Here is a 26,536-nt window from a genome sequence, read left to right on the forward strand (position 1 = left end):
ATGAGCAGCAGCAAAGTTTCCATACTCGGCCTCAAATTACCCTCCGATCCCCGCTGGGTAAACCTTGCAGCCATTTCCCTCGAAGAAGTGCTTACCGACCACGCCTTCTGCGAACAAAAGGCCGCCACCTCCTGCATTTCCCTGATACAGCGTTACCCGGATAAGGAAAAGCTGGTGTTTGAACTGGCGCCGATCGTCACAGAGGAATGGGGCCATTTCCGCCAGGTACTGGCCGAAATGAAGAAACGCGGCTACCAGTTAGGCCGCCAGCGGAAAGACGAATACGTGAACAAACTGCGCGAACACGAACGCAAAGGCGGAGACCTGAACCACCAGTTTCTCGACCGCCTGCTCATCATGGCCCTTATCGAAGCCCGCAGCTGCGAACGTTTCCGCCTGCTCAGCGAAGGCCTCGAAGATGCCTACCTCCGCGATTTTTATTATAAGTTCATGGTATCCGAAGCCGGTCACTACCGCCTGTTCATCGATCTCGCCAATGAGTATATGGAGGAGGAAGTGGTACGCCTGCGCTGGCAGGAATGGTTGAAAATCGAAGCAGATATTATTTCGAAATTAGTGGTGCGGGGGATAGGATGCATTAAAAGTTAAACCCAAGATTCACATACACCCGCAGATTCCGCGACTGGTCACTGTACATCACCGAGGCATCCAGCGGCCCCACCCGCGAGGAGTAGCCCAGCGACAAACCATACCCGCTCAGGTAATTGTACCGTGCACCCGCCGCACCGTAGGTAAAGTCGTATACCGCCACCGCCGCCCGGGGTGTCACAAAGAAATTTTTATACGCCTCGTACTGCACACCAATCTGCGTAGCCGCCACGCTGGGCGAAATTACTTCGCCTTCATAGATGCCCACGAACGGCACGCTGTTCCGGGTAAAGGCATTCAAACCGCCCAGCAGGTAAGCGTTTACGAGCGACTGGCTATAGTCGAAGTTCACGCCACCATTAACGCCCAGCTGGATGGCGCCGCGGTACCCCAGGGGTATATAGTAGTTCATCTTCGCCACCAGGCGCTGATAGTTGGAAAAGTCCAGGTTCAGGGTATCTACCGGCAACTCACGCCCATCTTCATACGCGGCAAAATCCGGCTGGTGGCCGAAAATGTAACCGGTTTCCAACTGGATATCCACCCCGCTCGTAGGATACATCTTTCTATTTAAGGTATTGACCCCGAAATTGAAATGGCCATTGTACTGCCACACATTACCCGTCATCTGGATGAAGTTCGCGATCTTTGGCTTCAGGCGAAGGTTTTCGAGGAGCAGACCGCCACCGAACGACATGTTACGGTTGGGCATATACTGCACGTGCGCGCCCATTCCCGGTACTTGTTACGGTACACCTGTTCGCGGTCAAAGTTGCGGTAAATGTTGAGGGGATTGTCTTCGTAATGCAGTTTCAGCCCGAAACCCACGTTGCGTTTGTTGCCCAGGTATTTAAAGTACTCGGCTTTCAGGCGCGGACTTTCACTGATGCCGATCGTTAAAAAGGAACGGGAGTTCGGCACCAGGAAGTTGCGGCGGGTAAAGTTGATGTTCGCACTGATGTCCGTAAATGTATTGTAATGCAGGGAGCCTTTTACATAAGTGAGCGCATTTTCCTCCACGGTCACATCCATGCGGTATTTGCCGAGGTCTTCAGGCACCAGGTCGTAAGTGATCTGTTTATAAAAACGCGTACCGAAAACGTTCATCACCGCTTCACGCAACTCCTCCGAACGGTAACAGCCGCCGGTTTTTAAACCCAGCCGGCCCATAAAGAAGTTTTCGTCCGAATGTCGCAGGCCTTTTACGGTAATACCCGTTAATTCAATATCATGTGCATACGGCAGGCGCGGGCCGGGAATGAACGGCGCTTCCTTGATCGCATTCAGCGAATCGGCCAGTTTTTTAAAGATGGGGTAGTACTCCCGGCCGCGGCGTTTGCCCTCCTCGATAATTTCGTCGGCGCTGTTAAAACTCGCCGCGGTAAACTTCCGGCCGGGATGGTCTATATAAATGTCGGTAATGGGTCTTGCCTTTTTAAAATCCTCCGCCGCTTTGTAAAAGCCAAGCTGGTAAAGGATATCGAGCGGACTCACCAACTCTTCCGCCGGGCGCAGGCCGGAGCTTACGTTGGAACCGATGATAAACTCCGCCCCCATGTCCTGCACGGTAAGCGTCGGGAAGTTGCGCACCACGCCCCCATCCACCAGTTTGCGGTCGCCTATTTTTACAGCGGTGAATACAGATGGGATGGCAATACTCGCACGCACACACGAAACCAGCTCCCCGTTTTCCAGGGTTACCATATCGCCAGTGGCCACATCGGTGGCAATACATTTAAAAGGAATATTGAAGCGGGAAAAGTCTTTGATGTCTTTTACGGGGTAATATAATTTGGCCAGCTCCAGCCACAATTGTTCGCCGGTAATCATGCCCGACGTGAGTTTCGGCTTGCCATGCTCGAACGGCACCTCTATCAGGTAGCGGTTAAACTCTTCTTTCTCTTCATAACTTATATCAGTAAGTGGGGGTTGGTTGGCAAACAGCGTGGTCCAGTCAATTTTGCGGGCCATGGCTTCTATGGAGTCGGCGGGGTAACCAATGGCGTACAGCGAGCCTACAATGGCGCCCATGCTGGTACCGGCAATGTAATCGATCTTCAGCCCCGCGCTGTCAATAGCTTCGAGAATGCCGATGTGGGCCAGTCCCTTGGCACCGCCGCCACTTAACGCAACGCCTATACGCGGCCGCCTGGCGCCCGTACCGCTTGTCCCCGCACCACTAATATCCTGCACAATGGTTTGTGCGTCAGTCGACATAGGGAGCAACGTCAGAACATACAACCATATCAGCCAAAAACGTCGCATCATGCTTATTCAATAAAGTTAATGGTTTAAATAATAGACGCGGCCGATTTTGTATGACCCCTATGAAAATTATTAAAGTTATTTTTTATCTTTTCGGGATAACTGATAACAACAACATGCAAAAGACCCACGGTACGAAAAACATCTGGCAGGTGATCTTTGCCTCGTCGGCAGGTACGCTCATAGAATGGTACGATTTTTACATTTTTGGGAGCCTTTCCCTCATTATCTCTGAAAAATTCTTTCCTGCATCCAACCCTACCCTGGCTTATATAGCCACCCTGGCCACTTTTGCCGTAGGCTTCATCGTTCGCCCCTTTGGCGCCATCGTGTTTGGCCGCCTGGGCGATGTAGTTGGGCGTAAATACACGTTCCTGCTAACGTTGTTATTGATGGGCGGCTCCACTTTCGCCATCGGTCTTATTCCCGGTTACGAAACCATTGGAGTAGCAGCGCCTATTATAGTATTGCTACTCAGGCTCGTACAAGGCCTGGCCCTCGGCGGCGAATACGGCGGCGCAGCCACTTATGTGGCCGAACATTCCCCGTCCGACCAGCGCGGGTATTTCACCAGCTTTATTCAAACGACGGCTACACTGGGTTTATTTCTTTCCCTCGGCGTTATCCCGGCCACGCGCACACTGTTGAGTGCCGACCAGTTCGCTGCATGGGGCTGGCGTATTCCCTTCCTGCTATCGGTGTTGCTGGTCATCATGTCTTACTACATCCGCACCCAACTCGAAGAATCGCCGCTGTTCGCGCAAATGAAGGCAGAAGGTAAAACGTCTAAAAATCCTTTAAAAGAAAGTTTCGGCAATAAAGAAAACCTCCGCCTCGTGCTGCTCGCGCTGTTCGGCGCCACCATGGGACAAGGCGTGGTTTGGTATACCGGGCAGTTCTATGCCCTCTCCTTCCTGCAGGCCACCATGCATGTGGAGTTCGTGCAATCGAACGTAATTATTGCCATGGCCTTGCTGGCAGCCACACCGTTTTTCATTTACTTCGGCCGGCTCAGCGACCGCATTGGCCGTAAAAAGATCATGATGATGGGCATGCTGCTCGCCGCCCTCGGCTACTACCCCATCTACCGGGTGATGGATTACACCGTGGATGTAAAGCAGAAAGAAGAGCTGATGGATAAATTCAGGATCGAAAGCCACACTAATCAAAATGATAAAGGACAACTGGTGGAAAAAACCACCCGCATCCACCTGTATTCCGACAGCACCGAAGTGCGCGAAACGATTACGGCAAAAGATGGCGTTACGGTTGCCGACAACACCGGCAAAGCGGTAAAAGACGTGCAGGTAAAGGTGAATATGCGGAATGTATTCCTTTTAGTACTGATGGTGTTTATCCAGGTTTTATTTGTAACCATGGCCTACGCGCCTATCGCCGCCTTCCTGGTAGAGCTGTTTCCGACCAGGATCCGGTACACGTCGATGTCGCTGCCCTACCACCTGGGTAACGGGGTATTCGGCGGACTCATGCCCACCATCGCCGCCATCATGGTCGCCAAAACCGGTAATCACTTTGCTGGTTTGATTTACCCGATCGCGATTTCGGTGATCTGTTTAATCGTGGGAACGTTTTTCCTGAAGGAAAGAAAAGTGGAAGATCTTATCCACGACTAAAATACGCCAGCTCTTCCTGTAAGTGCAGGTAAGGATGCTGCTCCATCAACCCGCGCACCTTTTGCGCATAATGGGCCAGGAACTGCCGGTGGTGTGCCGTGTCTTCATTGAACGGACGGTGCCGGCGGGCCCTGGAAACTTCGGCCACCACTTTCAGCAACTCTTGCGTAGATGCATCCATACTGGATGTCACGAACTTCTCCCACACATACTGGATGGCCTGCTCGTTCGGGTGCACCATATCTTCTTTAAAAAAGCGATAGTCGCGCAAATCGTCGATCACCAGTTCGTAGGCAGGGAAATAATACAACCGGTCGAATTTATTCACCAGGTGATGGACTGCCTGCAGCAAGATCGCCTTACTCAGGTTATTCTCCACCACCCCATCGCGCACATACCGCACGGGGCTTACGGTAAACAGGATTTTCACTTTACGGTTGACGAAAAACAACCGGTGCATCATGTTGTCGATCGCTGTAATGATCTCTTCGGCGTTATACAGTTTTTTGGTAAACTGCTGTTGCGGTACTTTATGGCAATTGTTAACCAGTTGCCCGTTTTCTTTAATATATAACCAAAAGCTGACCCCAGGGTAATGATGAGCCAGTCGGCTTCCTTCAGCCGCTGTGTGGCGGCGGTTTGTAAAGCATTGATCTTTTCGAGCACCACTGTTTTATCCGTTCCGGAAAAACAGCTGTGATGCTGGTAACTATGCCAGGCGCCGTTTTGTTCAAACAGGTCGGCTTCCGTGTATACGCGGCCATCCAGGTAATGATAAATGGATTGTACAATGCTGATGGGATTGAACAGGATGCCGTTCGGGTTCAGTAACACGTTAAACCGGTGCGACTGCATCAGCCCGCCAATTTCTGCTGCAAAGCACGAGCCGGCCATCAAAATGGAATGTTGGTATTGTATCGGCTGCGGCAGTGGCGGCACCGGGAACTGTAAATGGAAGTGCATGTTCAGTATTTAGACGAATACCTTGCTGGCCAGCAGTTGCGCGGCAAGCAGGGCATCGGCATCGATCTTTGGCAATATTTGTTGTTCGCGGAAAAAGTGCAGCAGGTTTTCGGTAGCAATATTGCCCACGAGCTCGTCTTTCGCCATCGGGCAACCGCCAATCCCCTTAATGGTACTGTCGAACCGGCGGCAGCCTTGCGCAAAAGCCGCACTGATCTTCTCTTCCCAGTTATGAGGGGCAGAATGAAAGTGTGCGCCAAATTCCACCTCCGGGTAAGCCGGTATGAGCTTAGAAAACAGGTAGTTAATGATCTCCGGATCTGCCACCCCCACGGTATCCGCCAGGGAAATGATCTGGATATCCATCTCCGCCAGCTTATCCACCCACTGCAGCGCTACTTCCGCACTGTACGGGTCGCCATAAGTATTACCGAAGCCCATGGAAATATACACCACCAGCTGCATGTCGTTTTTAATGCACAGCTCTTGTATGGCCTGCACCTCGTCCAGCGACTCAGCGATGGTTTTATTGGTATTGCGGAGTTGAAAGGTTTCGGAAATCGAAAACGGGAATCCCAGGTACGCGATACGGTCGCTGCTCACCGCCACCGCCTCCTCTGCTCCGCGCAGGTTGGCCACAATGGCCAATAACTTGCTTTGGGTTTGGGAGAGATCCAATGCTTCCAGCACTTCGCGGGTATCCGCCATTTGCGGGATCGCCCTGGGCGATACGAAACTACCGAAGTCGATCGTGTCGAACCCGGCGCGCAGTAACGTATTGAGATATTCAATCTTCTGCGCCGCCGGTATTTGCCGGTGCCATCCCTGCATCGCATCGCGGGGACATTCAATAAGTTTTACAGCCTGTTGCGTCATGATATAAAACCTTTTGATAGTGAGCCTTTTTCCTACATTCGCTGCTTCATCGCCTCGTACATAATGATGCCGGCTGCCACAGAAACGTTAAACGATTCGAAGCCGCCCGCCATGGGGATGTTAAATACGCCATCCGCCGCCTTCAACAGTGCGGGGTACACGCCTTTATCTTCCGAACCCATGATAATCGCAATGGGTTCTTTCCATTCCATGTCGAATAATTTCTGCTCGGCCGTCATTTCGCTCGCCAACACTTTGATGCCATTCAAATGAAGGGTATCTATGGCTTTCAGCAAACTGTTCACCCTGCATACAGAAATACGTTCCAGTGCGCCAGCGGACGATTTTACCGCTTCTTCATTCAGCGCGGCAATGCCTTTATCGGGAATAATGATCGCCTGCGCACCGCAACACACCGCGCTGCGGGCAATAGCGCCAATATTCCGCACATCGGTAATCCCGTCCAGGATCAGGAACAAGGGCGTAGCGCCACTTTCCGTTACATGGGAGATCACGTCCTGCAAATCGAGGTAGCTAACTTTTGCCGTAACGGCAATAATACCCTGGTGAGTAGCCTGGGTAAGACTATCCAGCTTTTCCAGCGGTACCGCATTGATGGGCACCTGGTTGGCCATGGCCAGCTGGCGGATTTGCAGCATAATTTCGCCACCCGCGTTACGCTGCATAAAAATACGCTCGATAGGTTTACCGGCGTTCAGTGCTTCTATCACGGGCTGACGGCCAATAATCAGCGATGATTGTTTTGGCCGGGGCGCCTGCGGTTTGCGGGCAAAACCGCCTCCTTCCTCTTTTCTCCCCTGGGAGACTTGAAGTTTCTTTGATTCATTGGCGCAAAGATAGGGAAAAGGGCTACAACTCCCCTTCCAACACCATCAACTGCACCTTCTGGATCGCCGCCACTGAAATGGAATCGGTAATCTGGTACTCCTTCACCATCCGGTAAGCTTCGGCAAAAGGCAGTTTCCTGATGGTAAGATCTTCCGTTTCCTCGGGCATGGGGGCATGCTGCTCCGGTTACGGGCTAAGAACACCAGGGCCACTTCATCACTTACAGAATTGGAAAGATGCATTTGCAACAGCGGTTTCCAGCTATGCGCTACAAGACCCGTTTCTTCCAGCAGCTCGCGCTTCGCGGTATCCAGCGGCTCATCGTCAAAAGACCCGCCACCTTCGGGAATTTCCCAGCTGTAAGCTTCTAGTGGAAAGCGGTACTGTCCAACGAGGTAGGTATTCATATCTTCGTCCAATGCAATGACGCCAATAGCCAGTGCTTAAAACTCACCACGCCGTAAATACCGGGACCACCCGCCGGGTTCAGCACCGGTGCTCGGTTACATTAATCCATTTGTTGTCGTACTTCTCCTCCGACGAGAGGATCTTCCAGGGATTCTGCGTTGGTTCCATCCAGCGAAAATAAAGAAAAAGGAAGGCGCCTCAACAGGCGCCTTGTCTTTGCATCCAAAATCTATATTGGTTTAAACTAGTATTTTGTAGTGACCGGCAATACCTGCCCAAGGTGATGTTGCAGGTGCGCCAGGTAATCTTCCGCCAGGAACTGCAGCGTTACCGGCGCATAGTCGCCCACGCTCACCACGTGCGATAACGGTTCGTCGCGGATCAGTTCCAGTACGCGGGCAATGTTATTATTAATACCCTGCCACAGGCCGATGAGTACCAGCCAGTCGGCGTCCTGATAATGCTGTACAGATACCCAATAATCCTGCGCGTACCCCGGCGTTTCGAGGAAAGCCGCCTGTTGCGCGCGGATAAAACGATGGTGGTTATTAAACGCTGAATCGATCAGGTGACCGAGTACCTCTTTACGGCTCCATTTATCCGGCGCCCGTTTCTCCGCTACTTCCCTTTCGCTGAACAACTTCATTTTCGCCGCGGCATCGGCCACCGCGGCGCGAATACCTGCTGCTACCTGTTTTAACACCGGCGGCTCCAGCGGAATTTCCATCTGGATGTTGCAGCGTTCGTAAACGCCCGGCTCCACCGGCACTTCGACAAAACCGTACTTGCGGTACATCGCGATAGCCGTAGCCTGTTTGGTATTGGAGTACAACACCATCTTATTATACCCCTGCCGGCGGGCGCGTTCAATGCACTCCACCATCAGCAGCCAGCCCAGTTTTAAACCGCGGAAGCCCGGGTCTACCGCGAGTTTGGTCATCTCAACGGTATTGTCGTCTTTTTTGCGGAGGCCTACCGTGCCGGCAATCTGGTCTTTTACCGCTACAAAAATGATATCTCCCCCTGTTCTAAAATGTACTTTTCAGGATAACGCAATACCGCGATATCTCCTTCTTCCATTTTGAAATCTTTCTCGATCCACTCCGTGTTAAGGCTTTCGAAGTACGGTTGGTACTGCGGGTGCCAGGAAAGGATGCGCACGTCATTCGCTGTGTTCATAACTTTGGGCTTTTGCTTTATTAAACGACCTGTTCACCAGGTAAACGCCGAGTAATATCACCAGGCTGAAAAGGGCCATATTCCAGTTCAGGCGCTCGCGGAACCAAACCCACCCGAGCAGCAATGCCACCACGGGATTAATATAGGCATACACCGACACCAGCGACGGCGGCAGCCGGTTCAACGCGAATATATAGGAAGAGTAACCGATGATCGAGCCAAAGAAAATGAGGTAGAGCAGCGCGCCCCAAAGTTCCGTGGTAAAGGCGGCGGCTTCAAAATGTTGCCCCATCAGGATACTGATAAACAGCATTTCAACACCACTAAAGATCATCTGGAAACCCGCACCGTACAGAGGGTTCATGTCCAGCGCCCACTTGGCGGTAAGCACCGAGCCCAGTGCCCACAGGATGCAGGCGATCATAATCAGTATAATACCAAAACGAAAGTCGGGCTTCATCAGCTCCGCGAAATAATCATAAAAGATGCCTACTACCCCACCGAACCCTAATAATATGCCGATAATCAGCTGGAACGAAAACTTGCTCTTCGCCACCAGGTAAAAACTGAATATCGTGATCCAGATCGGCACCGTGGCGCCAATGATGGCCCCCAGTCCGCTCGGTACATACTGCATGGCCCAGGTCATGAGCCCGTTGCTGCCGCAAAGCATCAACGTACCGATCACCGCCAGTTTGCCAAGCTGGCTTTTCTCCGGCAACTTGTAACCCCTGAACAGCATAAAGTAACCGATAAGAATAATACCTGCCACCGTTTGCCGGATTCCCGCGAGCGACATGCCGTGCATGTGTTGCACACCTATGCGGGCGGCGAGGTAAGTGGTGCCCCAGAATATACTAACCAGCACCAACGCCAGGTAGGCGGTGGCATTAGATGTTTGTTTCATTGTACGCAGTGGATTAAAAAGGGTCTGTTCTTATTGTGGCGAAGGAGCAACCTGCGTTTCATAAACATGTGACCACCTTGTCGTAAACTCGTTTTTCATTCCTCACAGCCGGCTTTGAAAAAAGCGCAATGGGTGGAGACCCATCGCCCAGGCTTCATCAACCTAATATCTTTTTCAACCTGTAATCTGCCACGGCCTATCAGATACCGTCCGATTACAGGGTCAAAATTCCAACATTTATTACTAACAAAACAGATTCAGTTTTGAAAAATTTGACCATATCAGATTTCAGAACAAGGTTTGGGTGCCCCTTCTTATCCTGTACTCGTGCTCCAACAGCCATTTCTTTCGCCACAGGCCACCGGCATAGCCAGTGAGCTTCCCGTTGCTGCCGATAACCCGGTGGCAGGGTACTACAATGGCGATCTGATTGCGGCCGTTCGTGGCGCCCACTGCCCGCGTGGCCGAGGGACTCTCCACCCGGTTCGCCAGTTGCTGGTAACTGATGGTGCTGGCATACGGAATACCGCATAATTGCAGCCACACGCTTTGCTGAAATGTTGTTCCGGGCTGATGAATGGGCAATTCAAAATCGAGCCGTGTTCCGGCAAAGTATTCTTCCAGTTGCCGCCGGCATTCCAGCAGCAACGGCGGCGCATCTTCCGCTGATATGCCCATTTCTTCCCGGAAATTAATGCCGCTGATAAACTCCGCATCCCCTTTAATTTCCAGGGGACCTACCGGCGTTTCTATAAATAACAGGCGCTCATTTGGTGTAGAGGGAGCGCCAGAGGTAAAAGGTTGCATAAGCAGCGTGGTTTTTCCAATGTTGGGTAAGTGTTTTTACATCGGCAATACCGGGCTTCACCGGCAGTTGCAATTGCGTTTTCAGTGCATTGTGCAGCCCCGCGTCTTCCAGCGGCAACGCCTGCGGGAAGCGGGCATACTTCATCAGTACATAGTTGGCCGACCAGTTGCCAATACCTTTCAGGCTTACCAGCTTTTGCAGGGCTTCCTCATAGTCCATTTCCAGCAGCAGTTGGGGAGATAAACGGCCTTCCGCCATTTCGCGCGCCACGTGCAGGATGTAGGCGGTTTTACCTTTGGAGAACTGCATTGCCAGTAATTGCTCCGGCGGTACCGCAGCAAGCACTTCCGGTGGTGGATACAGATAATAAGGGATGCCGTCAATTTCCGTTTCATAACCAAAAGCCTGCACCAACCGCTGTTTCAGGGTATACGCAAAGGCCAGGTTAATCTGCTGCCCGGTAATCGTCCAGGTAAGGCTTTCGAACAAATCAGGGATACCGATCAGCCGCAGGCCCTGGTAGTTTTTCACCAGCTGCGCCAGCACTTTATCTTTCCTGGCAAACTGATAAAAGGCATGCATATCACCATCGAGATGCAGCCAGCGGGTAAGGTAATCGGCTACCGCGGCTTCGTCTACCTCGCTATCCGTGTTCACCAACACTTCCCCATTCGCATAACTGATATCGAGCAATGCAGGCGCATCGCCCTGGGAAAAGAGTTTGTACAGGCGGCCGTTCGCCACCCGGTGCATACACTCGCGGGGCGACCGGTTCAGGAAGAGCAGGCACTCGTCGAAGTTAAAGTGCTCTGCATCGTTAACAGGTATACGGATCATGGTTTACATCTTTTGCAGGCGCGGAAGCCGTTCTTCTCGGCATCTTCACGGTGAAGGTAAAAGATCACATTGTCCGGGCGCGGATTGGCTGAGCACGAAGGTTTACAAAAGATACCCGTCGTTTTTACTGCATTGTAAAACACGCCATCGAACTCCCTGTCCTTACTCAGCATCGCCTGCAACATGACCGGGTGCGTAAGCGCATCGCCCTTGCGATACCCTTTTTTTCCAGGAACACACCGTGATCGTTGCGCAACGAAGACCGGTCAATATCCGGTACTCCTGCAGCCAGTCTTTCAGCTGATAAAAGGCCGATTTGTTCAGGTAGCCGTAACGCTCCCGCCCAGCCTGGTATATTTTGATCCATCCCGCTTCTTCCAGTACCGCCGGTGTTTGCTTACCGCCTGCCGGCTGATATCCCCGAAATGTTCATTGATCTGGTTCACGTTCAGCGGTTGCCGCGACAGTAATTCGAGTATCTGCCGCCGCACCGGGTCTGCTATGCCTTTAAACAACCCATCCATAGCGCAACTTTTTAGTTGCTCAAACTTAATGCAATTTATTAGTTGCGCAAATTAAAATTCAGATTTAGTGTATTTTTGGGCACCGTCTTTTAAATGGTTCCTGTTATGGCAGATCATCTTTACCAACAAGTGGCAGACCGTATTGAACAACTGATAGAGAAAGAAGTGATCAAAATCGGTGACAAACTGCCATCTGTCCGCACCCTCAGCAAAGAACAAGGCATCAGCCTGAGCACCGCCTTCCAGGCGTACTATCACCTGGAGCGCAAAGGCCTTATTGAACCGCGTCCGAAATCGGGTTACTACGCCCGCTTTTCGCCGCGCAAGTTGCCGGACATGCCCAAGATCTGCGCACCCGTTAAAAAGGTATCCGACGTCAGCGTGAGCGAAATGATCACGCAGGTGTTTTATGATATGCCGGACGACCGCATTCTCCGCTTCTCCCTGGCGGCTCCGCCCGACAGCATCCTGCCCGGCGCAAGACTCAGCAAAGCCATGATCCACGCCATCCGCACACTACCCGGCGGCGGCATCAATTATGAAAGTCTGCAGGGCAACATCGACCTGCGCCGGCAAATCGCCCGCATGAGTATTCACTGGGGCGGCACACTCACCGAAGATGATATTGTTACCACCACCGGTTGCATGGATGCGCTCACCCTCTGCCTCTCCGCCGTCACCGAACCCGGCGATGTGATTGCTTTGGAAAGTCCCGCTTACTGCGGTGCCTTTCAGCTGGCGGAAAGTCTCGGGTTAAAGGTGTTGGAAGTACCGACCAACCCGGTTTGTGGTGGATCTTAAATACCCGGAACAGGCCATCCCCCGCTTCAAAATAAAAGCCTGCCTGTTCGTCACCAACTTCAACAACCCGTTGGGCTCCCTCATGCCCGATGAAAACAAACGGGAGCTGGTGCGCATCATTAACAAGTATGATATCGCTTTAATAGAAGATGATATTTATGGCGACCTGTACTTCGGCAAACAACGGCCTACTACGTGTAAGTCGTACGACAAGGAAGGCAACGTATTGCTTTGCAACTCCTTCTCCAAATCGCTGGCGCCGGGTTACCGGGTAGGCTGGGCAGTGCCGGGCCGGTTTAAAGAAAAGGTGTTACGGCTTAAATTGAATCACTCCATCTCCTCCGCTACCCTGCCGCAAGCGGCCGTAGCACACTTCCCGGAGAATGGCCGGTACGAGCATCACCTCCGTAAAATGCGGAAGATGTTGCATACCCAGTGTTTACGCTACATGCAGGCCATTACCGAATACTTTCCGGAAGATACTTGTGTTACACGTCCGCAAGGTGGATTTGTACTCTGGCTGGAACTAAACCCGCGGGTGAACACTTTTGAGCTGTATGAACTGGCGTTGAAGAAAAAAATAAGCATCGCGCCGGGAAGAATTTTCACTTTACAGGAAAGATATGGCAATTGTTTGCGTATCAGTTACAGTCATCCATGGACAAAAAAGATCGATGACGGGCTGAAAACGCTGGGCAAACTGGTGACGAATATGCTCAGAGAAGCCGAAAACGCGAACTGAAAAGTAGCGCTTCAACATCAAAACAAAACCCGCTCAGGTAGTACCAGAGCGGGTTTGTTTATAAATGGGTTAGTAAGTATTACGCTTATTGGACGGCTTCGCGGTTAGTGATACTCACACACTTTGCTTCCAATATCTTTTTAAAGTTAGTAAAGTCTCTCATGCTTTCAAAATTCTCAGCAAAAAATTCGTAACGATTTTTGCTTTGCTCTGTAAAAAGGATCAGGGAATCGCTGTCTTCTTTGTTCCTTCGTTCACTTCGGAGAAGTTTGCCTTCGCAGCAAACGGCGTGTGCGAAGATTACTGCTGAATATCGATGATCCACTCTTCAACCTGGTGCGCCACTTTCCACTGGCCGCCATTAATAAAGAGATGAACAACCAATGCGGGCAGCCCGCGGCGGAAACTGCTGAAGAATTGCCCGGGTGCAATGGGCTGTATATCCACGACGTGTGGCGCTACAAAGACAATTTTCGCACCGGCGGAGGAAGACTTTTTAACAACCGGGCAACGGTTGTTCGCGCTCACCATATCATCTATCCATTGGTCGATCCGGATACTGGTTTCAAAAGCGCCTCCGGACCTGTCGTCGATAAACATTTTTAGCTTGTCCAGGTTATCAAACGCGGGTTGGACTTTTCGTAATGCCATAGGGGTTTGGTTAAACGTTAAGGTGATAGTTTAAGTTTCTTGAACAAATAATGCCTCTCTTTTCCTGAAGATTGCTGGGTCCTATTACTACCGGTATTCAGTTGTATATACCAGCATTAACAGAAAAAGGTTTTCCGGGCGACATGGATTTTGCGTTTTTCAAAGGTGGACTATGCATCGTCGGCGGAATCGGGAGCTCAAACCGGTTAACAATTTTGCCGCGACAAAGACAGGAGTCCTTTCACGCGGGCAAAATACAAAACTTCGTGTAGCCAGCGTAATATTTTTAGGGTTGATAACTTTAGCTGTAAAAAGGCCGGAACAGGATTGTTCCGGCCGGCTGTTTACCTACAACTGTTACTTGTTATACTGTCTTCCTGTAATTCCATACCGCCACCGCATTCAGCACTACCGCGAACGCGCACATAACCAATAAGTACCGGCTGATGTGCGTCCATCCGCTGCCTTTCAGCATGACCATGCGGATCACCTTTACGAAGTACGTAATGGGGTTAAACCAGGTAATTTTCTGCGCCCATAGCGGCATACTCTCTACGGGAGTGAACAGGCCGCTCATCAACACAAAAATGACCGTAAAAAACCAGGTGATAAACATGGCCTGTTGCTGGGTATCCGTAAAAGTGGAAATGAGCAGGCCCATACCCAGCATCACAAGCAGGTATACGGCGGCAAAGAGGAATATCCAGAGCAGGCTCCCTTCCATCGGCAAGTGAAAGATCATCTTACCCAATGCCAGCCCAAAAGCCAGCTCAAAGAGCGCGATGATCCAGAACGGCAGCAGCTTGCCGATAATGAAATGGTGTTTGCGAATGGGCGTTACGTTCAGCTGTTCAATAGTGCCTATCTCCTTTTCCTTCACGATGTTCATACCACTGAGGAACGCGCCGATCATGGTCACCAACACGACTAAGATGCCGGGCACCATAAAGAACTTATAATTCATACTGGGATTAAACCAGTTGCTCCAGGTAATATCTATCCGCGCAGGACCATTTTTTCATCCAGCGCCAGCCACTCGGTCCGCAGGTCTTTGTTAAAGCTGCGGATGATATTGGTTGCATACCCATTGGCCAGTCCCGCCTTGCTTCCGTTGATCGCGTTCACCAGCAATTGCAGCGACGCGGCATTGTCCCGCACGAGGTTACGCTCGAAGTGCGGCGGAATGGCAAGGACGATATCGGCCTTATCGCGCTCCAGGTCTTCGTATGCATCTTTGATGCTGAAGGGCGCATTGTTCAGCTTGAAATACCCGGAAGCCAGCATTTTATAGGTTAACCGCTGCGACCACGCGCTCCTGTCCTGGTCCACGATATCGATGCGTATATCGCGGATTTCATAGTTGGCGGCAAAGGCCAGCACCAGCAGCTGTATGACCGGCATCACAAAGATGATCGGCAACATGGCTCGGTTGCGGAACACCTGTAAAAATTCTTTCTGGAGGATGTATTTGATGGTACGCATTATGCCAGGCGGGTTTTGAAGTTACGCACGCTCAGTGCAATAAATAAAATCGTCATCCCGCACAGTACTGCCGTAGGCTGCCATATGCCCGGCAGTCCGGAGCCTTTGAGCATCACATCTTTTAAGATGATAATGAACCACTTGGCAGGGAACACGTTCGCCAGGATGCGCAGCGGCAACGGCATACTTTCCAGCGGAAATACAAACCCCGACAATAACATCGTGGGCATGAGCAGGCCAACCATAGAGATCATCATCGCCGCCTGCTGCGATGCGGTGATCGTGGAAATAAGGATGCCGAGGGTGAGCGCAGTAAGGACGAAGAGGCCGCACTCCATTAATAGCAGGAGCAGGCTGCCCTTTACCGGCATGCCGAACAGGAACACGCCCAGCCCGAGAATGATCAGGGCATTGATGAACGATAACAAGATGTACGGCACCACTTTGCCCACGATGATCTTGCCCGGTGAGAGCGGCGACACGAGCAATATTTCCATCGTACCGGTTTCTTTTTCCCGGGTGATGGTAATGGAGGTCATCATGGCGGAAACGAGCATGAGGATGAGCGTCATTACACCGGGTACGAACATAAATACACCTTTGAGGGCGGGGTTATACAGCATGCGCGGTTGCACATCGATCGTCAGCGGCAGCTGCTGATCGCCCATCATTTCCTGCTGGTAGTTATTGATGATAGCCGTGGCATAGTTCAGTAACGTGGAGGCCGAGTTAGGATCCGACGCGTCGGTGAGCAGCTGCACGGGCGCTTTGCGGCCATGGTAAAAATCGTAGCCGAAGTTTTTCGGCAGCACCAGTGCCACTTTTATAGATCCGTTACGGAACGCTTCTTCAATCTCCCGCTCGTTGCGCAAGGCGCGGGTAATTTTAAAATAGCCGGATGCGCCGATCTTGTTGACCAGGCGGTTGCTGTAGTAATCGTTGGCCTGGTCCAGCACCGCTATTTCTGCATGGCGGATCTCGTTGGTAATGGCGTAACCGAACAGGATGATCTGTACCACCGGCATCCCGAACAGGATGAGCAGCGTGCGGCGGTCGCGGAAAATATGATAAAACTCCTTTTTCACAAAGGCCGGGAACTGACGCATATCACTGGTTTGAAATGTTTTGTTGACGGGCCAGCTGCAGGAACACCCCGTTCATGCTGTCGGCCCCGAATTGTGCTTTCAGGCGGCGCGGCGTGTCCAGCGCCTTGATCCGGCCATCCACCATCATCGAAATACGGTCACAGTATTCGGCCTCGTCCATGTAGTGGGTGGTCACAAATACGGTTACTTGTTGATGGGCGGCCTCGTAAATCAGGTCCCAGAACTGGCGCCGTGTAATCGGGTCTACACCACCGGTAGGCTCATCCAGAAACACGATCGACGGATCGTGCAGGATGGCGATAGAAAAGGCCAGCTTTTGCTTCCAGCCCAGCGGCAACGAGCTTACCAGCTGATCGGCTTCCCGCGTGATCTGCAGCTTTTCAAGCAGCTGTTCCGTTTTTAGTTTGATCTGCCGGCGGCCCAGTCCATAGATGCCCCCGTAAAACCGGATGTTCTCCCGCACGGTAAGGTCTTCATATAAAGAAAACTTCTGGCTCATGTAACCGATGTTCTTCTTCACCCTATCAGTTTGTGTGAAGATGTCGTACCCCGCTACGGTGGCCTGTCCCGAACTGGGCTTCAGCAACCCGCACAACATACGCATGGCCGTAGTTTTACCGGCGCCGTTCGCACCGAGGAAGCCAAATATCTCGCCCCGCTCCACTTCGAACGTAATGGCATCCGTGGCGATGAAGTCGCCGAATCTTTTAGTGAGATCTTTGGTAACGATGGCTTTTTCCATATTATTGATTTTGTTCCTGCATAAGGAACATGAAACAATCTTCAATACCCGCCTGTGTGCGTTCCACGCTCAGGCCCCGGTGCCGCGACAAATGCTGCTTCAATGCCGCCTCTCCCGCTTCCCCGCTTTTCAACGTTACATGCAGGTGCTCGCCAAAGGCATAACTGCTGGCCGTGTCCGGGTATTTATTTACATCCTCCATCAGCTCATAACGGCGATCCGCACTCACAGCCCACAGCGGCTGCCGGAACCGTTGTATAATTCCCTGCGGCGTATCAATATCCATCAACGCCCCTTTCTGGATAAGCGCTATGCGGTCACAAAGCACGGCTTCGTCCATATAGGGCGTTGATACCAAAATGGTAATCCCCTTCTGCTTCAGGCGCTGCAACATTTCCCAGAACTCTTTACGCGATACAGGATCTACGCCGGTGGTCGGCTCATCCGGGAACAATACCGAAGGTTTGTGGATCAATGCACAACACAGGGCGAGCTTCTGCTTCATCCCGCCGGAAAGCTTACCGGCAGGGCGCTTTTTAAAAGGTTCGATCTGCACGTAGATGTCGCGGACCAGGTCATAGTTGGCGGCCACCGTTGTGTTAAAGATGGTGGCGAAGAAGGCCAGGTTTTCCTCTACACTCAGGTCCTGGTACAACGAAAAACGGCCGGGCATATAACCGACCGACCGGCGTATCCTCTTATAATCCTTCACCACATCGAGTCCCATCACACTGGCGCTGCCTTTATCGGCCAGCAGCAACGTGGTAAGAATACGAAACAGTGTGGATTTGCCGGCCCCGTCAGGTCCAATGAGCCCAAACAACTCGCCCTCTTCGACCGTAAACGACACATTGTTTAATGCAGACAACTTGCCGAACTGCTTACAAATACTGTTGATGACGATAGGTTGCATAACGCTTAATTTGCGAGGATGATTTCCCCCGGCATGCCTATTTTTAGCGTGCCATCGTTTTTCACTTTTACTTTCACGGCGTACACTAGTTGGGTACGCTCCTCTTTGGTCTGGATGATCTTCGGGGTGAATTCCGCCTCCGAAGCAATCCAGCTCACTATACCGGTCCAGTCGCGGTACTTCCCGCCGGCGGCGTCCGTACGCACTTTCACCTGTTGCCCGTTTTTGATGGCAGACAATTGCTCCGCGCCGATGTACACGCGTAAGATCATCTCGTCCAGGTTAGCGATGCGGTAAAGCGGCTTGCCATAGTTCACCACCTCTCCCTTTTCCACGTATTTCGTGAGCACCGTACCATTCACGGGGTTTACCACCCGCGTCTGATCCAGTTGATTCCGTACCTGGTCTGCCTGCAATTCCAGCGGTTTCGTTTCACTACGGATACCGCTGATCTGGGTTTGTAAAGAAGACGATAAAGAGGCGTACTGTTTCTGCAATACCGGGATCTGCGCGTTGATATCGTCCAGCTGCTTAGGAGTGGCGGCATTGGCTTTCAGCAGATTCTCAATACGGCGCTTTTCCCTACCCTGCGTGGCGATCTGCTGGCGGATCACTTCCAGCTGCGGCGATACATCGGGTTGTTTACTCAGCACCGCTTTAATATTAGCGCCAAGCTGCTGGCGCTTTAAATGCAGTTGGGTAGAATCGATGCTTCCTACAATTGCATTCTCTGCCAGCTTCGCGCCTTCCTCTACATCAAATCCCGTGAGCCTCCCCGTGCCTTCGGCCGATACAATAATTTCCGTAGCCTCAAAGTTGCCGTAAGCATCGGCCGTGTGATCGCCTTTGCCGCAGGCGGTGAGCAACAGCAGCGCGGCCAGCGTATGTATGAGCAGTTTCATATTATTGTCCTTTAGTGATGTTATAGTTGATGATGGCGTAAATCAATTGAATTTCATGTGTTTTGCGACTAATCACCGCCTGTGTTTCGGCATTCAGGTCGGCCAGGTAATCATGGATCGTCAGCACCCCATTATCCACTTGTGCGCCGGATACTTCCTTAACCCGCCTGCGCAATTCCACGATGCGCTCATCTTTTTCAAGGGCGCTTTGCAGGTTGCGGATCTCTGCCTGTTGTTGCAGCAGCTGCGTTTGTGCGCCGAGGACGAAGGTTTCGGATTGCCTGGCCAGTGATTGTTGTTGCAGCGCAATAGTTTGCTGTTCCGTTTTGTTATACCGCCAGTTCCAGATATTCCAGTTCAGGCGAATGCCCGCCATATAATAGAAATCAAAGTCAGCGGCGAGCATGTTCAGTCCCGGCCGGCCATAACCGCCCTGCGCAAAGGCGCTGAGGCGCGGCATGTTCGCCAGCCCGGTCAGTTTGGACTGTTGCGACAGTACGTCGGTTTGCAACTTGTACATGGCCACCTCCGGGCGTTGTCGCACATCCAGCCCCTGCGCCTGGCGGTTGCCGGGAATTTGCAGGCTTGCATTTTCAGGAATATTACTGCCCGTGAGCAAGGCCATTACCTGCATGGCTGCGGCTTTGCCGTTGGCGGCTTCGGCCAGTTGTTGTTCCGATTTTAATATCTCTGCGTCCAGCAGATCGGCCTGCGAGGTGAGGGTGGTACCGTTCGCGACGCCGGCTTTGGCGCGGTCGAGGCGCTGGCGCAGGTCGGCGATCATGACGGCGGTAGCTTTGGCGCGCTCGTCCCACAATAAAGCATGGAAGTACACCTGTGTTACCTGTTGTTTGAGCTTAAACAACTCCACCTCTATCTTCTGCGACTCGGCCTCCCGGTTCGCGGTGCGCAATTCCTGCCGGGCGCTGGTAGCGCCGCCGTCGTACAGCTGTTGTTTAATGTCCAGCGTGGCGCGGTACTGATCTTTAGCCACCTGCGGTATTTTTACATTGGGTAGCGAAATGGGCACTTGTGTCACCTGCGACTGGTAGGTTGCCGCGGCATTCAGTTCTGCCTGCGGCAGCCATGCCGTACGGTCATTTTTCACCTGCAGGGCGGCGATGTTTTCCAGGAGACCCTTTTGCTGTAACAGCGGGTAATGCTCGCGCGCCCGTTGCTGGCAGAAATCCAGGGTGAGCACGGTGTCCTGTGCGTGCAGTGAATGGACACACAGGAGTACGAGCAGCCATAACGATTGCTTCATCTTTAACTGGTTAATTTAACTATTTGGTTAATGCAGGGGCAAAAAAAACTACGGCCGCAAAGCCGCCATCACAAAATCGACGATAAACGTGCGCCTTTCTTCTATAAACTTTGCAAACTGCTTATTGTCCAACCCGAATATTCCCCTGGATCATGGGCCGGGCCACGAAGGGGAAAATGCTCATGGATATAATACTGATCACCAGCTGCAAAGGGTCTACCTTCCGGATAACGCCTTTTTTCGCGCCTGTCTGAATATCTTTTATGAAAGATTTAATTTCCGGGAAATTAGCCCCGCCCGTCATCCGCTGCACCATCCGTTCGGGGTGCTGGTTTACTTCGTGCAGGATGAACAACGGCAGATAAGGGTTTCGGCCGATCACGGTGATATAACTGTTGACGACTACCGTAATTTTCTCTTTCAGCGTCACATCTTTGCGCTGACTGGCCTTAATGTCTACGAACATCTCATTCATGGCGTCTTCGAATACCATATCGAACAGTTTGTCTTTACTGCGGTAGTAGTAATGCAGCAACGCCTTGTTAATCCCGGCTTCGTCGGCAATATCCTGCATACGCGCACCGCTTAGGCCCTTCTGGAAGAAGATCTTTTTAGCAGCCTCGATGATCTGTTTTTCAGTATTGCTGAGCGATTCCATGGTTTAACCTATTATTTTAACCATTTGGTTAATGATGCAAAGTAAGGACGGAAATGTGAGATGGGCAAATATTTTTTATACGGGAGATGGAGTAAAGAACTATAACAACGGCGACACCAACCTTACCAGTGCCTCAAACACCTTCCGCCATTTGCTGCGCACCAGCCAGGGCGTTAAATCCACCTCCGCACTATGCGCCTGGTCCTGCAAAAACGACTGTGTAAGCTGGTGGTTTACACTGGTGCTATATACAAACGCATTCACCTCGAAATTGAAGTCGAAGCTACGAATGTCCATATTGGCAGTGCCCACTACGGTAAGGTTATCATCGACCACCATCGTTTTGGCATGCACAAATCCTTTCTGGTAGCGAAAAATACGAACACCGCAACTGAGCAGGTCTTCGAAATAGGATTCGCTTGCCATGGAAACGAGGCGACTGTCGGTCTTATCGCCGGGCAGCAATAAGCGTACATCTTTACCGGAAAGGGCAGCCTGTCGCAGGGCATCGAAGATGGAATCATTGGGAATGAAGTAGGGCGTGGTGATATATACCGAACGTTCCGCCTGGTTAATTGCCGCCAGGTACGACAGCATAATAGCGGAGCGGTTAGAATCCGGGCCACTTGCGGCTATCTGTACCAGCGAATCATCGGGCTGTCCGCAGTCGGGAAAAAAGGTATGAGTGATGGGTAAATCTGTATCTGCACAGAAGTTCCAGTCCGACATAAAAATGAACTGCAGTGTATGCACCGCATGACCTTTGATCATCAGGTGCGTGTCGCGCCAGTACATGGCCGATTTTTTCGTGGGATTGTACCGCGTATCGTTAATATATTTATCTGCCACATTTATTCCGCCGATAAAACCGGTATGCCCATCGATGACCACGATCTTGCGGTGATTGCGGTAATTGAGCCGGTTAGCCAGGAAACGCACCCGGTAAAATGGATAAACCTGCACGCCAGCCGCGCGCATCTCTTTCAGGAAACGGCGGTTAATGTCACTGCTGCCGAAATCATCATAGATGAAACGAACCGCTACACCCGCCAGGGCCTTCTGCTTCAACACTTCCATGATTTCGCGGCCGATGGTATCTTCTTCAAAAATGTAATACTCAGGTGAATATGATCAGTAGCCAGCTTCAGTGCTTCCAGCAGGCGCGGAAACTTCTGTTCGCCGTTAAGCAACAGCTCCGCATAATTGTTGTCTGTAACGGGCGATAATGTATCGCGGAATAGCAGGCGGGCGATGCCATGTTTATTCCTCACCAGGTCGGCATGTTCGAGCAACACCGTGCGCGATTCCTGCTGCAGGTATTCCTGCAAACGCTGCGACAATCTAACATTACTAAGCCACTTGCGGCCATAGATGCGGTTGATGCGGCGGTTCACGCCTACGGTCATGTATACAATCAAACCTACGCCCGGTAAAAAGAAAAGGAGTAAAAGATAAGCAAGTGTTTTGCCGGAAGAACGGGTTTCCATGAGCGCCTTGTAGGCGGCCATGGCGGTGAAGAAATACAGGATAGTAAGGCCGATGGCTTCCCAGTGTAGTTTGATGAAAGCCCATATCTCGTTAAACATGCAAACGCTTTAGGCGATAAAAGTAGCCATTAAATGGCAAATGCCGGCAGTTACGCCGGCACGGAGTTTTTAAACCAGAAAGGGTAATCAAGGTTAGGCTGCAGTACAGGATATATATACCCTGTGTCAGTAAAAATCAGGTGTATTCACCAACATTCACTACTGTAGGTATAACGCATAAAGATGCATATACATGTCCGTTCTCCAGTTATCAATGTTCCTTTCCTGCCATCCGGCTTTCGCCGGTGTGTTAGAATAGCGGTGGAGGCAGTGTTGCCGCCACAGCTATTCTATATTAAGGGATGTCCATTTTCCAGACTTCCGTTTTTTCTGTTGTATAGATGCACGCGGCGAGATATACTATGCCGTCGCCGGCCACCTGTATATCAAACTCACTCACTCTTGTATTGATCACCCGCACCGGCGCATCCCAGTTATTGAGTTGTTTATTAAACGTTTTCACGAACAGCGCATTGCCATCGGAATAAGCGAGGTACAGCTTTCCGTTCGGGTGTACCGCGAGGTTGAAGTTATCGCGTTCGCCGGCTACGTTCACGGAGTTGCCCAACACTTCCCAGGTAGTGCCCGTGTAATGCATAACATGATTCAAACGTCCGACTGCCGCGGCTTCCTGGTAAGCGATATACAGTTCTCCCGCACGGTCCACGGCCAGTTCCACTTTAAGGAACCCGTTCGCCCCTGTGGCGCTGAACTGTGCATTTCCCACTGTCCGCCAGGCGGCGTTATCCCAGGTGTATACGGAAGGTTTGCTGAGCCCCCTGTCCTTTCCATCACAGCCACATACACTTTACCATTGCGGTTAGCCATTTGTGTGAAGCCGCAGGTAATACCGGCAGGCGGGTTGGCGGCATTCCGGCAGTGCCGTCAAAACGCATGGGATATAATCCACGCTCGGCTACCACCACGCCACCGCGGGCACTCATGGTAATAAACGGAATATTACCCGATCCTATTGTCATACTTAAATAATCTGGTCGTGGTACGGAAAAGCGCGCCTGCCCCACAAGCGCCCATGCCCCGTTCACATATTTCATTACCGTGGCGCGCTGCTCGCTGTTCGTAAAGTCTTTGAAACTTGCGTAAGGCACACCTGTATCATCAAACGCCGTGGTAAGGTCTTCTGCTTTATCTTCTGAAAAGCCTTTGGCATTGCCGTAAAACTCCCAACCGGTACCGGTGTAACTAATAACAGCCACTTTCTCTTCCGCCCCGTCTATCACCACTCCGCCCTCTGAACCATCACGTTGGTAGCCGATCAGCGGTTTATCGGTAACCGGGTTTACGCCAATGACGATGCCGTCTGTCCGGGAACCAATAATGTTCTCGCCTATTTTCGTCCACACAGGATCAGTGAGGAAATGCACCTTTACAATAAACTGTTCGCCACTGGTGGCGCCGGATTCCAGCACTTCGTAAGCCACCGGCTGCGTAAAATCGTGTGCATTTTTGCCGCTCTCCTGCACCACACCATTCACCTTTACGCCCCCTCCGCCACTATACTCGAAGCGGGGCGTCAGTTGAGTAAGGTCAGTTTCTTTAGGTACATAGATGTGGATGTTGACACCGGTGATCACGGCCCGGTAGTCTTTGAACAATACACCCGGGTTCTCATTTTCATAGAAACCGAATTTCGTGATAGCGGCCTTCTTCTCCACGCTCACCGTCCAGGTTTTGATACTGCGGTTCTCTGCCATCACCGTATATTTCACGGGTTCGGTAAAGTCCACAACTGATACACCGCTTTCCTGCACCACACCATTTATTTTGATAATGGTCCGCGGGTTCAGCATTTCAAAGGCGGGCACTAATTTAGATTGATCTACTGCGTTGGGCACGGTGAGCATGATCGATGTATCGCCGATAATACCCTGAATATCTGATGAAAGACCGTTATTGCGGGCGGCAGAGAGGGTAAATGATTTGAAGTCGCGGGTATACGTCAGGTCACGCTGATCCCTGCACCCCATGAGCATGGTGGCCAGGAATAGCACTATTAACATTATAACCAACAGTATAGGCTTCATTTCTCCATTTAATTCTTAATGATCACCAGGCTGCGCTGCAATTTATCCGGCCCCGGTAATCCAATGGTATAGTTTTTTGAATTGCTGATGATCGTTATCGTCAGGTTATTGTTTTTGGTTGCGTCGAGCGGACTTTCCTTCCAGGCAATGCGTACCGGGCGTTCAAACATGCCCTGTACGAAGTTTAAGGTGTCGGTAGTGTTGATCAGTTCATAATCTCTGCCTGCCTGTAAACCGTTGCCGGGTGTTACGCTGTACTTCACGGTAATCGGTTCGAACTGCAGTTTACCGCTGTAATACACATTGTAATTGACGGTATCGCGGCGATTGTAGCGCACATACACCGTGTCCTGGTTCTGCACGTGGATGTGAAAAAATGGATGATCGTAAGGTTTTGTTTCCTCCTTGTTACAGGCGGCCACTATCAACATTACCGGTATCATCTTCGTAAATATCTTCATCAGTTAATTTCTGGATTTGGCTGCATGGCTTTATTGGCATCCAGTTCCTTGCGGGGAATGGGCAATATGAACCTTGCGTTCGGATAAGTCAGGCTGCATCTCACCGCGTTGCAATCGTCGCCACGTTGCAGCTTCTGCTTGCGGCGGGAGATGTCGAACAGGCGGTGCCCTTCAAAGCACAATTCGCGGCGGCGCTCCGCGCTTATCTGCGCAAACAGGTCAGCTGCATCGTTGAATGCGATCGTGATCATATTCTCCGGGTGCGACCGCTGTGAAATCAATTGCAGGTCCTTCGCGGCATCGGCATACCGGCCTTTGTGCCACAACGCTTCGGCGCGGTTCAGGTACACTTCGGACAGGCGGCACACTTTTGGGTCCATCGGCCAGTCGAAGTTGGCGCCGTCCATCCGTGCATACTTCAGTGTATAGTGTTTGCCGGAAGCCGCGGTGCGGAACATCTTTTTCCGGATATCATCCGCATCGTACAACTCGTACAACTGGTTCGCCGCGTAAGCCTGGAACGAGTTGCTGGAGTAAATGGCCGAAAGCGACCCCACGATGCTCTGCGCAGCGCCTTTTCGGGCGTATAGCTGGAATATTACTTCACGGCCGGGCGTCCCGGACATGAACATATCTGCATATGCATTAGCGGGCGTCAGCGTGTAGCCGCCAAAGTTAATCACGCTGTCTGCATATAAAATGGATTTATCCCAATCTTCTTTATAAAGATACACACGGGAAAGCAAACCCCATGCGGCCACATGGCTGGCAGCGAAACTGCTGCGGCCGGGGTGCTGCTTCAGGAGGAATACCGCGTCTTCGAGGTCTTTGATCACCTGGTCGTAGGTCTGCTTCATGGTTTTGCGCGGTATCAGCTCACCGGGACTGGGTGTTTTCAGCAACACGGGCACGCCCCAGTGCGAGGCGTCGGCGGTAAAGGTATAGTGTTGGGCGTAGGCGCGGCTGAGGTCAAAGTGACAAAGGGCGCGCAATACCGGGGACTGGCCGTACAGCGAGTCCAGCTCTCCGCGGCGGTCGGGGTAGCTGGCCTTTAAGCCGGCAATACTGTTAATGATGTTATTAGCGTTATTCATGGCCGCAAATACATGCAGCCAGATATGGCCTACCGCGAGGTCCTCGCTTTCGGGCAGACTCTGGAAGTTGTGTTCGGGGTACAGCGCAAGGCCAGCATCGCCGCTACCGCCGGTAGTATTCAGGTTGACGTCGTCTCCCGCAATATCGGGATACATCATAAATTCGCCGGTATAGTAAAAGGCCATGCGGTTGTAAGTGCCGTTCATAGCCGCACGCACGCCATCCATAT

Annotated in this window: 34 protein-coding genes and 1 pseudogene; 4 read left to right on the forward strand and 31 right to left on the reverse strand. The window is 51.6% G+C overall.

Features of this window, described 5'->3' with window-relative positions; all coding sequences use genetic code 11:
* Window positions 1-609, forward strand: coding sequence for a MiaE family protein (locus tag MKQ70_RS15690; protein ID WP_248072398.1), 609 nt, complete (start codon window positions 1-3; stop codon window positions 607-609).
* Here the strand turns inward: MKQ70_RS15690 and MKQ70_RS15695 are convergent.
* A complete protein-coding gene (locus MKQ70_RS15695) occupies window positions 599-1,342 on the reverse strand; it encodes a BamA/TamA family outer membrane protein (RefSeq protein ID WP_248072399.1) in 744 nt (247 codons plus the stop codon). The genes MKQ70_RS15690 and MKQ70_RS15695 overlap by 11 nt on opposite strands.
* Entirely contained in the window at window positions 1,264-2,826 is a 1,563-nt protein-coding gene (locus MKQ70_RS15700; RefSeq protein ID WP_248072400.1) for a patatin-like phospholipase family protein, read from the reverse strand. The genes MKQ70_RS15695 and MKQ70_RS15700 overlap by 79 nt, the downstream gene beginning before the upstream one ends.
* A gap of 164 nt (window positions 2,827-2,990) precedes the next feature.
* Between MKQ70_RS15700 and MKQ70_RS15705 the strand changes: the two genes are divergently transcribed.
* A complete protein-coding gene (locus MKQ70_RS15705) occupies window positions 2,991-4,508 on the forward strand; it encodes an MFS transporter (RefSeq protein ID WP_248072401.1) in 1,518 nt (505 codons plus the stop codon).
* Here the strand turns inward: MKQ70_RS15705 and MKQ70_RS43775 are convergent.
* The 14 genes and pseudogenes from MKQ70_RS43775 to MKQ70_RS15770 form a co-directional block, all read right to left on the reverse strand.
* The gene (locus MKQ70_RS43775; protein WP_504909749.1) at window positions 4,495-4,749 is read right to left on the reverse strand and encodes a hypothetical protein; all 255 of its coding nucleotides are present in this window, start codon (window positions 4,747-4,749) and stop codon (window positions 4,495-4,497) included. The two genes, MKQ70_RS15705 and MKQ70_RS43775, sit on opposite strands and share 14 nt — an antisense overlap.
* Before the next feature lie 12 nt (window positions 4,750-4,761).
* A pseudogene (locus MKQ70_RS42290) lies at window positions 4,762-5,471 on the reverse strand (GSCFA domain-containing protein); the annotation flags it as partial.
* A 9-nt stretch (window positions 5,472-5,480) separates the two neighbouring features.
* Window positions 5,481-6,347: a hydroxymethylglutaryl-CoA lyase gene (locus MKQ70_RS15720; RefSeq protein ID WP_248072403.1), complete on the reverse strand. Its 867-nt coding sequence runs from the start codon at window positions 6,345-6,347 to the stop codon at window positions 5,481-5,483.
* A 32-nt stretch (window positions 6,348-6,379) separates the two neighbouring features.
* On the reverse strand, window positions 6,380-7,099 hold the full coding sequence (gene rlmB / locus MKQ70_RS15725; RefSeq protein WP_282457349.1) for a 23S rRNA (guanosine(2251)-2'-O)-methyltransferase RlmB: 720 nt from the start codon (window positions 7,097-7,099) through the stop codon (window positions 6,380-6,382).
* Window positions 7,100-7,217: 118 nt separating this feature from the next.
* Entirely contained in the window at window positions 7,218-7,364 is a 147-nt protein-coding gene (locus MKQ70_RS15730; RefSeq protein WP_248081882.1) for an NUDIX hydrolase, read from the reverse strand.
* A complete protein-coding gene (locus tag MKQ70_RS15735; protein WP_248072405.1) occupies window positions 7,298-7,603 on the reverse strand; it encodes an NUDIX domain-containing protein in 306 nt (101 codons plus the stop codon). Before MKQ70_RS15735 ends, MKQ70_RS15730 begins: the two co-directional genes overlap by 67 nt.
* Window positions 7,604-7,682: 79 nt before the next feature.
* The gene (locus tag MKQ70_RS43780) at window positions 7,683-7,772 is read right to left on the reverse strand and encodes a hypothetical protein (protein ID WP_504908710.1); all 90 of its coding nucleotides are present in this window, start codon (window positions 7,770-7,772) and stop codon (window positions 7,683-7,685) included.
* A gap of 76 nt (window positions 7,773-7,848) precedes the next feature.
* Window positions 7,849-8,619 carry a GNAT family N-acetyltransferase gene (locus MKQ70_RS41290; protein ID WP_308199476.1) on the reverse strand — a complete coding sequence of 257 codons (771 nt, stop codon included), beginning with the start codon at window positions 8,617-8,619 and terminating at the stop codon, window positions 7,849-7,851.
* Window positions 8,607-8,783, reverse strand: coding sequence for a hypothetical protein (locus MKQ70_RS15745; RefSeq protein ID WP_248072406.1), 177 nt, complete (start codon window positions 8,781-8,783; stop codon window positions 8,607-8,609). The genes MKQ70_RS41290 and MKQ70_RS15745 overlap by 13 nt, the downstream gene beginning before the upstream one ends.
* The gene (locus MKQ70_RS15750) at window positions 8,767-9,690 is read right to left on the reverse strand and encodes an EamA family transporter (RefSeq protein WP_248072407.1); all 924 of its coding nucleotides are present in this window, start codon (window positions 9,688-9,690) and stop codon (window positions 8,767-8,769) included. Before MKQ70_RS15750 ends, MKQ70_RS15745 begins: the two co-directional genes overlap by 17 nt.
* A gap of 288 nt (window positions 9,691-9,978) precedes the next feature.
* Window positions 9,979-10,497, reverse strand: coding sequence for a methylated-DNA--[protein]-cysteine S-methyltransferase (locus MKQ70_RS15755; protein ID WP_248072408.1), 519 nt, complete (start codon window positions 10,495-10,497; stop codon window positions 9,979-9,981).
* A complete protein-coding gene (locus MKQ70_RS15760) occupies window positions 10,457-11,335 on the reverse strand; it encodes a DNA-3-methyladenine glycosylase family protein (protein ID WP_248072409.1) in 879 nt (292 codons plus the stop codon). Before MKQ70_RS15760 ends, MKQ70_RS15755 begins: the two co-directional genes overlap by 41 nt.
* Entirely contained in the window at window positions 11,332-11,520 is a 189-nt protein-coding gene (locus tag MKQ70_RS15765) for an Ada metal-binding domain-containing protein (RefSeq protein WP_248072410.1), read from the reverse strand. The genes MKQ70_RS15760 and MKQ70_RS15765 overlap by 4 nt, the downstream gene beginning before the upstream one ends.
* Window positions 11,521-11,655: 135 nt before the next feature.
* Complete coding sequence (locus tag MKQ70_RS15770) at window positions 11,656-11,859, reverse strand: ArsR/SmtB family transcription factor (RefSeq protein ID WP_248072411.1); 204 nt, start codon at window positions 11,857-11,859, stop codon at window positions 11,656-11,658.
* Between the two features lie 105 nt (window positions 11,860-11,964).
* Between MKQ70_RS15770 and MKQ70_RS15775 the strand changes: the two genes are divergently transcribed.
* Together MKQ70_RS15775 and MKQ70_RS15780 are read left to right on the forward strand one after the other, a co-directional pair.
* A complete protein-coding gene (locus MKQ70_RS15775) occupies window positions 11,965-12,660 on the forward strand; it encodes an aminotransferase-like domain-containing protein (protein ID WP_248072412.1) in 696 nt (231 codons plus the stop codon).
* The gene (locus MKQ70_RS15780) at window positions 12,647-13,402 is read left to right on the forward strand and encodes an aminotransferase-like domain-containing protein (protein WP_248072413.1); all 756 of its coding nucleotides are present in this window, start codon (window positions 12,647-12,649) and stop codon (window positions 13,400-13,402) included. The genes MKQ70_RS15775 and MKQ70_RS15780 overlap by 14 nt, the downstream gene beginning before the upstream one ends.
* Window positions 13,403-13,702: 300 nt before the next feature.
* Here MKQ70_RS15780 and MKQ70_RS15785 read toward each other — a convergent pair whose 3' ends face one another.
* The 15 genes from MKQ70_RS15785 to MKQ70_RS15850 form a co-directional block, all read right to left on the reverse strand.
* Complete coding sequence (locus tag MKQ70_RS15785) at window positions 13,703-14,053, reverse strand: hypothetical protein (protein WP_248072414.1); 351 nt, start codon at window positions 14,051-14,053, stop codon at window positions 13,703-13,705.
* 364 nt (window positions 14,054-14,417) lie between these two features.
* On the reverse strand, window positions 14,418-15,017 hold the full coding sequence (locus MKQ70_RS38595; protein ID WP_282456552.1) for an ABC transporter permease: 600 nt from the start codon (window positions 15,015-15,017) through the stop codon (window positions 14,418-14,420).
* A 32-nt stretch (window positions 15,018-15,049) separates the two neighbouring features.
* Window positions 15,050-15,535: an ABC transporter permease gene (locus MKQ70_RS38600; protein ID WP_282456553.1), complete on the reverse strand. Its 486-nt coding sequence runs from the start codon at window positions 15,533-15,535 to the stop codon at window positions 15,050-15,052.
* A complete protein-coding gene (locus tag MKQ70_RS15795; RefSeq protein WP_248072415.1) occupies window positions 15,535-16,641 on the reverse strand; it encodes an ABC transporter permease in 1,107 nt (368 codons plus the stop codon). Before MKQ70_RS15795 ends, MKQ70_RS38600 begins: the two co-directional genes overlap by 1 nt.
* Before the next feature lies 1 nt (window position 16,642).
* Window positions 16,643-17,383, reverse strand: coding sequence for an ABC transporter ATP-binding protein (locus tag MKQ70_RS15800; protein WP_248072416.1), 741 nt, complete (start codon window positions 17,381-17,383; stop codon window positions 16,643-16,645).
* A 1-nt stretch (window position 17,384) separates the two neighbouring features.
* The gene (locus MKQ70_RS15805) at window positions 17,385-18,296 is read right to left on the reverse strand and encodes an ABC transporter ATP-binding protein (RefSeq protein WP_248072417.1); all 912 of its coding nucleotides are present in this window, start codon (window positions 18,294-18,296) and stop codon (window positions 17,385-17,387) included.
* Window positions 18,297-18,301: 5 nt separating this feature from the next.
* Entirely contained in the window at window positions 18,302-19,198 is an 897-nt protein-coding gene (locus tag MKQ70_RS15810) for an HlyD family secretion protein (RefSeq protein ID WP_248072418.1), read from the reverse strand.
* A gap of 1 nt (window position 19,199) precedes the next feature.
* Entirely contained in the window at window positions 19,200-20,462 is a 1,263-nt protein-coding gene (locus MKQ70_RS15815; RefSeq protein ID WP_248072419.1) for a TolC family protein, read from the reverse strand.
* 121 nt (window positions 20,463-20,583) lie between these two features.
* Entirely contained in the window at window positions 20,584-21,120 is a 537-nt protein-coding gene (locus tag MKQ70_RS15820; protein WP_248072420.1) for a TetR/AcrR family transcriptional regulator, read from the reverse strand.
* Window positions 21,121-21,219: 99 nt separating this feature from the next.
* The gene (gene cls / locus MKQ70_RS15825; protein ID WP_248072421.1) at window positions 21,220-22,191 is read right to left on the reverse strand and encodes a cardiolipin synthase; all 972 of its coding nucleotides are present in this window, start codon (window positions 22,189-22,191) and stop codon (window positions 21,220-21,222) included.
* Window positions 22,185-22,706: a PLDc N-terminal domain-containing protein gene (locus tag MKQ70_RS15830; RefSeq protein WP_248072422.1), complete on the reverse strand. Its 522-nt coding sequence runs from the start codon at window positions 22,704-22,706 to the stop codon at window positions 22,185-22,187. Before MKQ70_RS15830 ends, cls begins: the two co-directional genes overlap by 7 nt.
* Before the next feature lie 295 nt (window positions 22,707-23,001).
* Window positions 23,002-23,433, reverse strand: a complete 432-nt coding sequence (locus tag MKQ70_RS15835) for a hypothetical protein (RefSeq protein WP_248072423.1) — start codon at window positions 23,431-23,433, stop codon at window positions 23,002-23,004.
* A gap of 64 nt (window positions 23,434-23,497) precedes the next feature.
* A complete protein-coding gene (locus tag MKQ70_RS15840) occupies window positions 23,498-24,727 on the reverse strand; it encodes an SGBP N-terminal domain-containing protein (protein ID WP_248072424.1) in 1,230 nt (409 codons plus the stop codon).
* A 32-nt stretch (window positions 24,728-24,759) separates the two neighbouring features.
* Window positions 24,760-25,212 (reverse strand): hypothetical protein, encoded by a 453-nt coding sequence (locus MKQ70_RS15845; RefSeq protein WP_248072425.1) that lies wholly within the window; start codon window positions 25,210-25,212, stop codon window positions 24,760-24,762.
* On the reverse strand, window positions 25,212-26,525 hold the full coding sequence (locus MKQ70_RS15850) for a RagB/SusD family nutrient uptake outer membrane protein (RefSeq protein WP_248072426.1): 1,314 nt from the start codon (window positions 26,523-26,525) through the stop codon (window positions 25,212-25,214). The genes MKQ70_RS15845 and MKQ70_RS15850 overlap by 1 nt, the downstream gene beginning before the upstream one ends.
* Window positions 26,526-26,536: the final 11 nt, after the last annotated feature.

Source organism: Chitinophaga sedimenti, assembly GCF_023156195.1.
GTDB lineage: Bacteria > Bacteroidota > Bacteroidia > Chitinophagales > Chitinophagaceae > Chitinophaga > Chitinophaga sedimenti.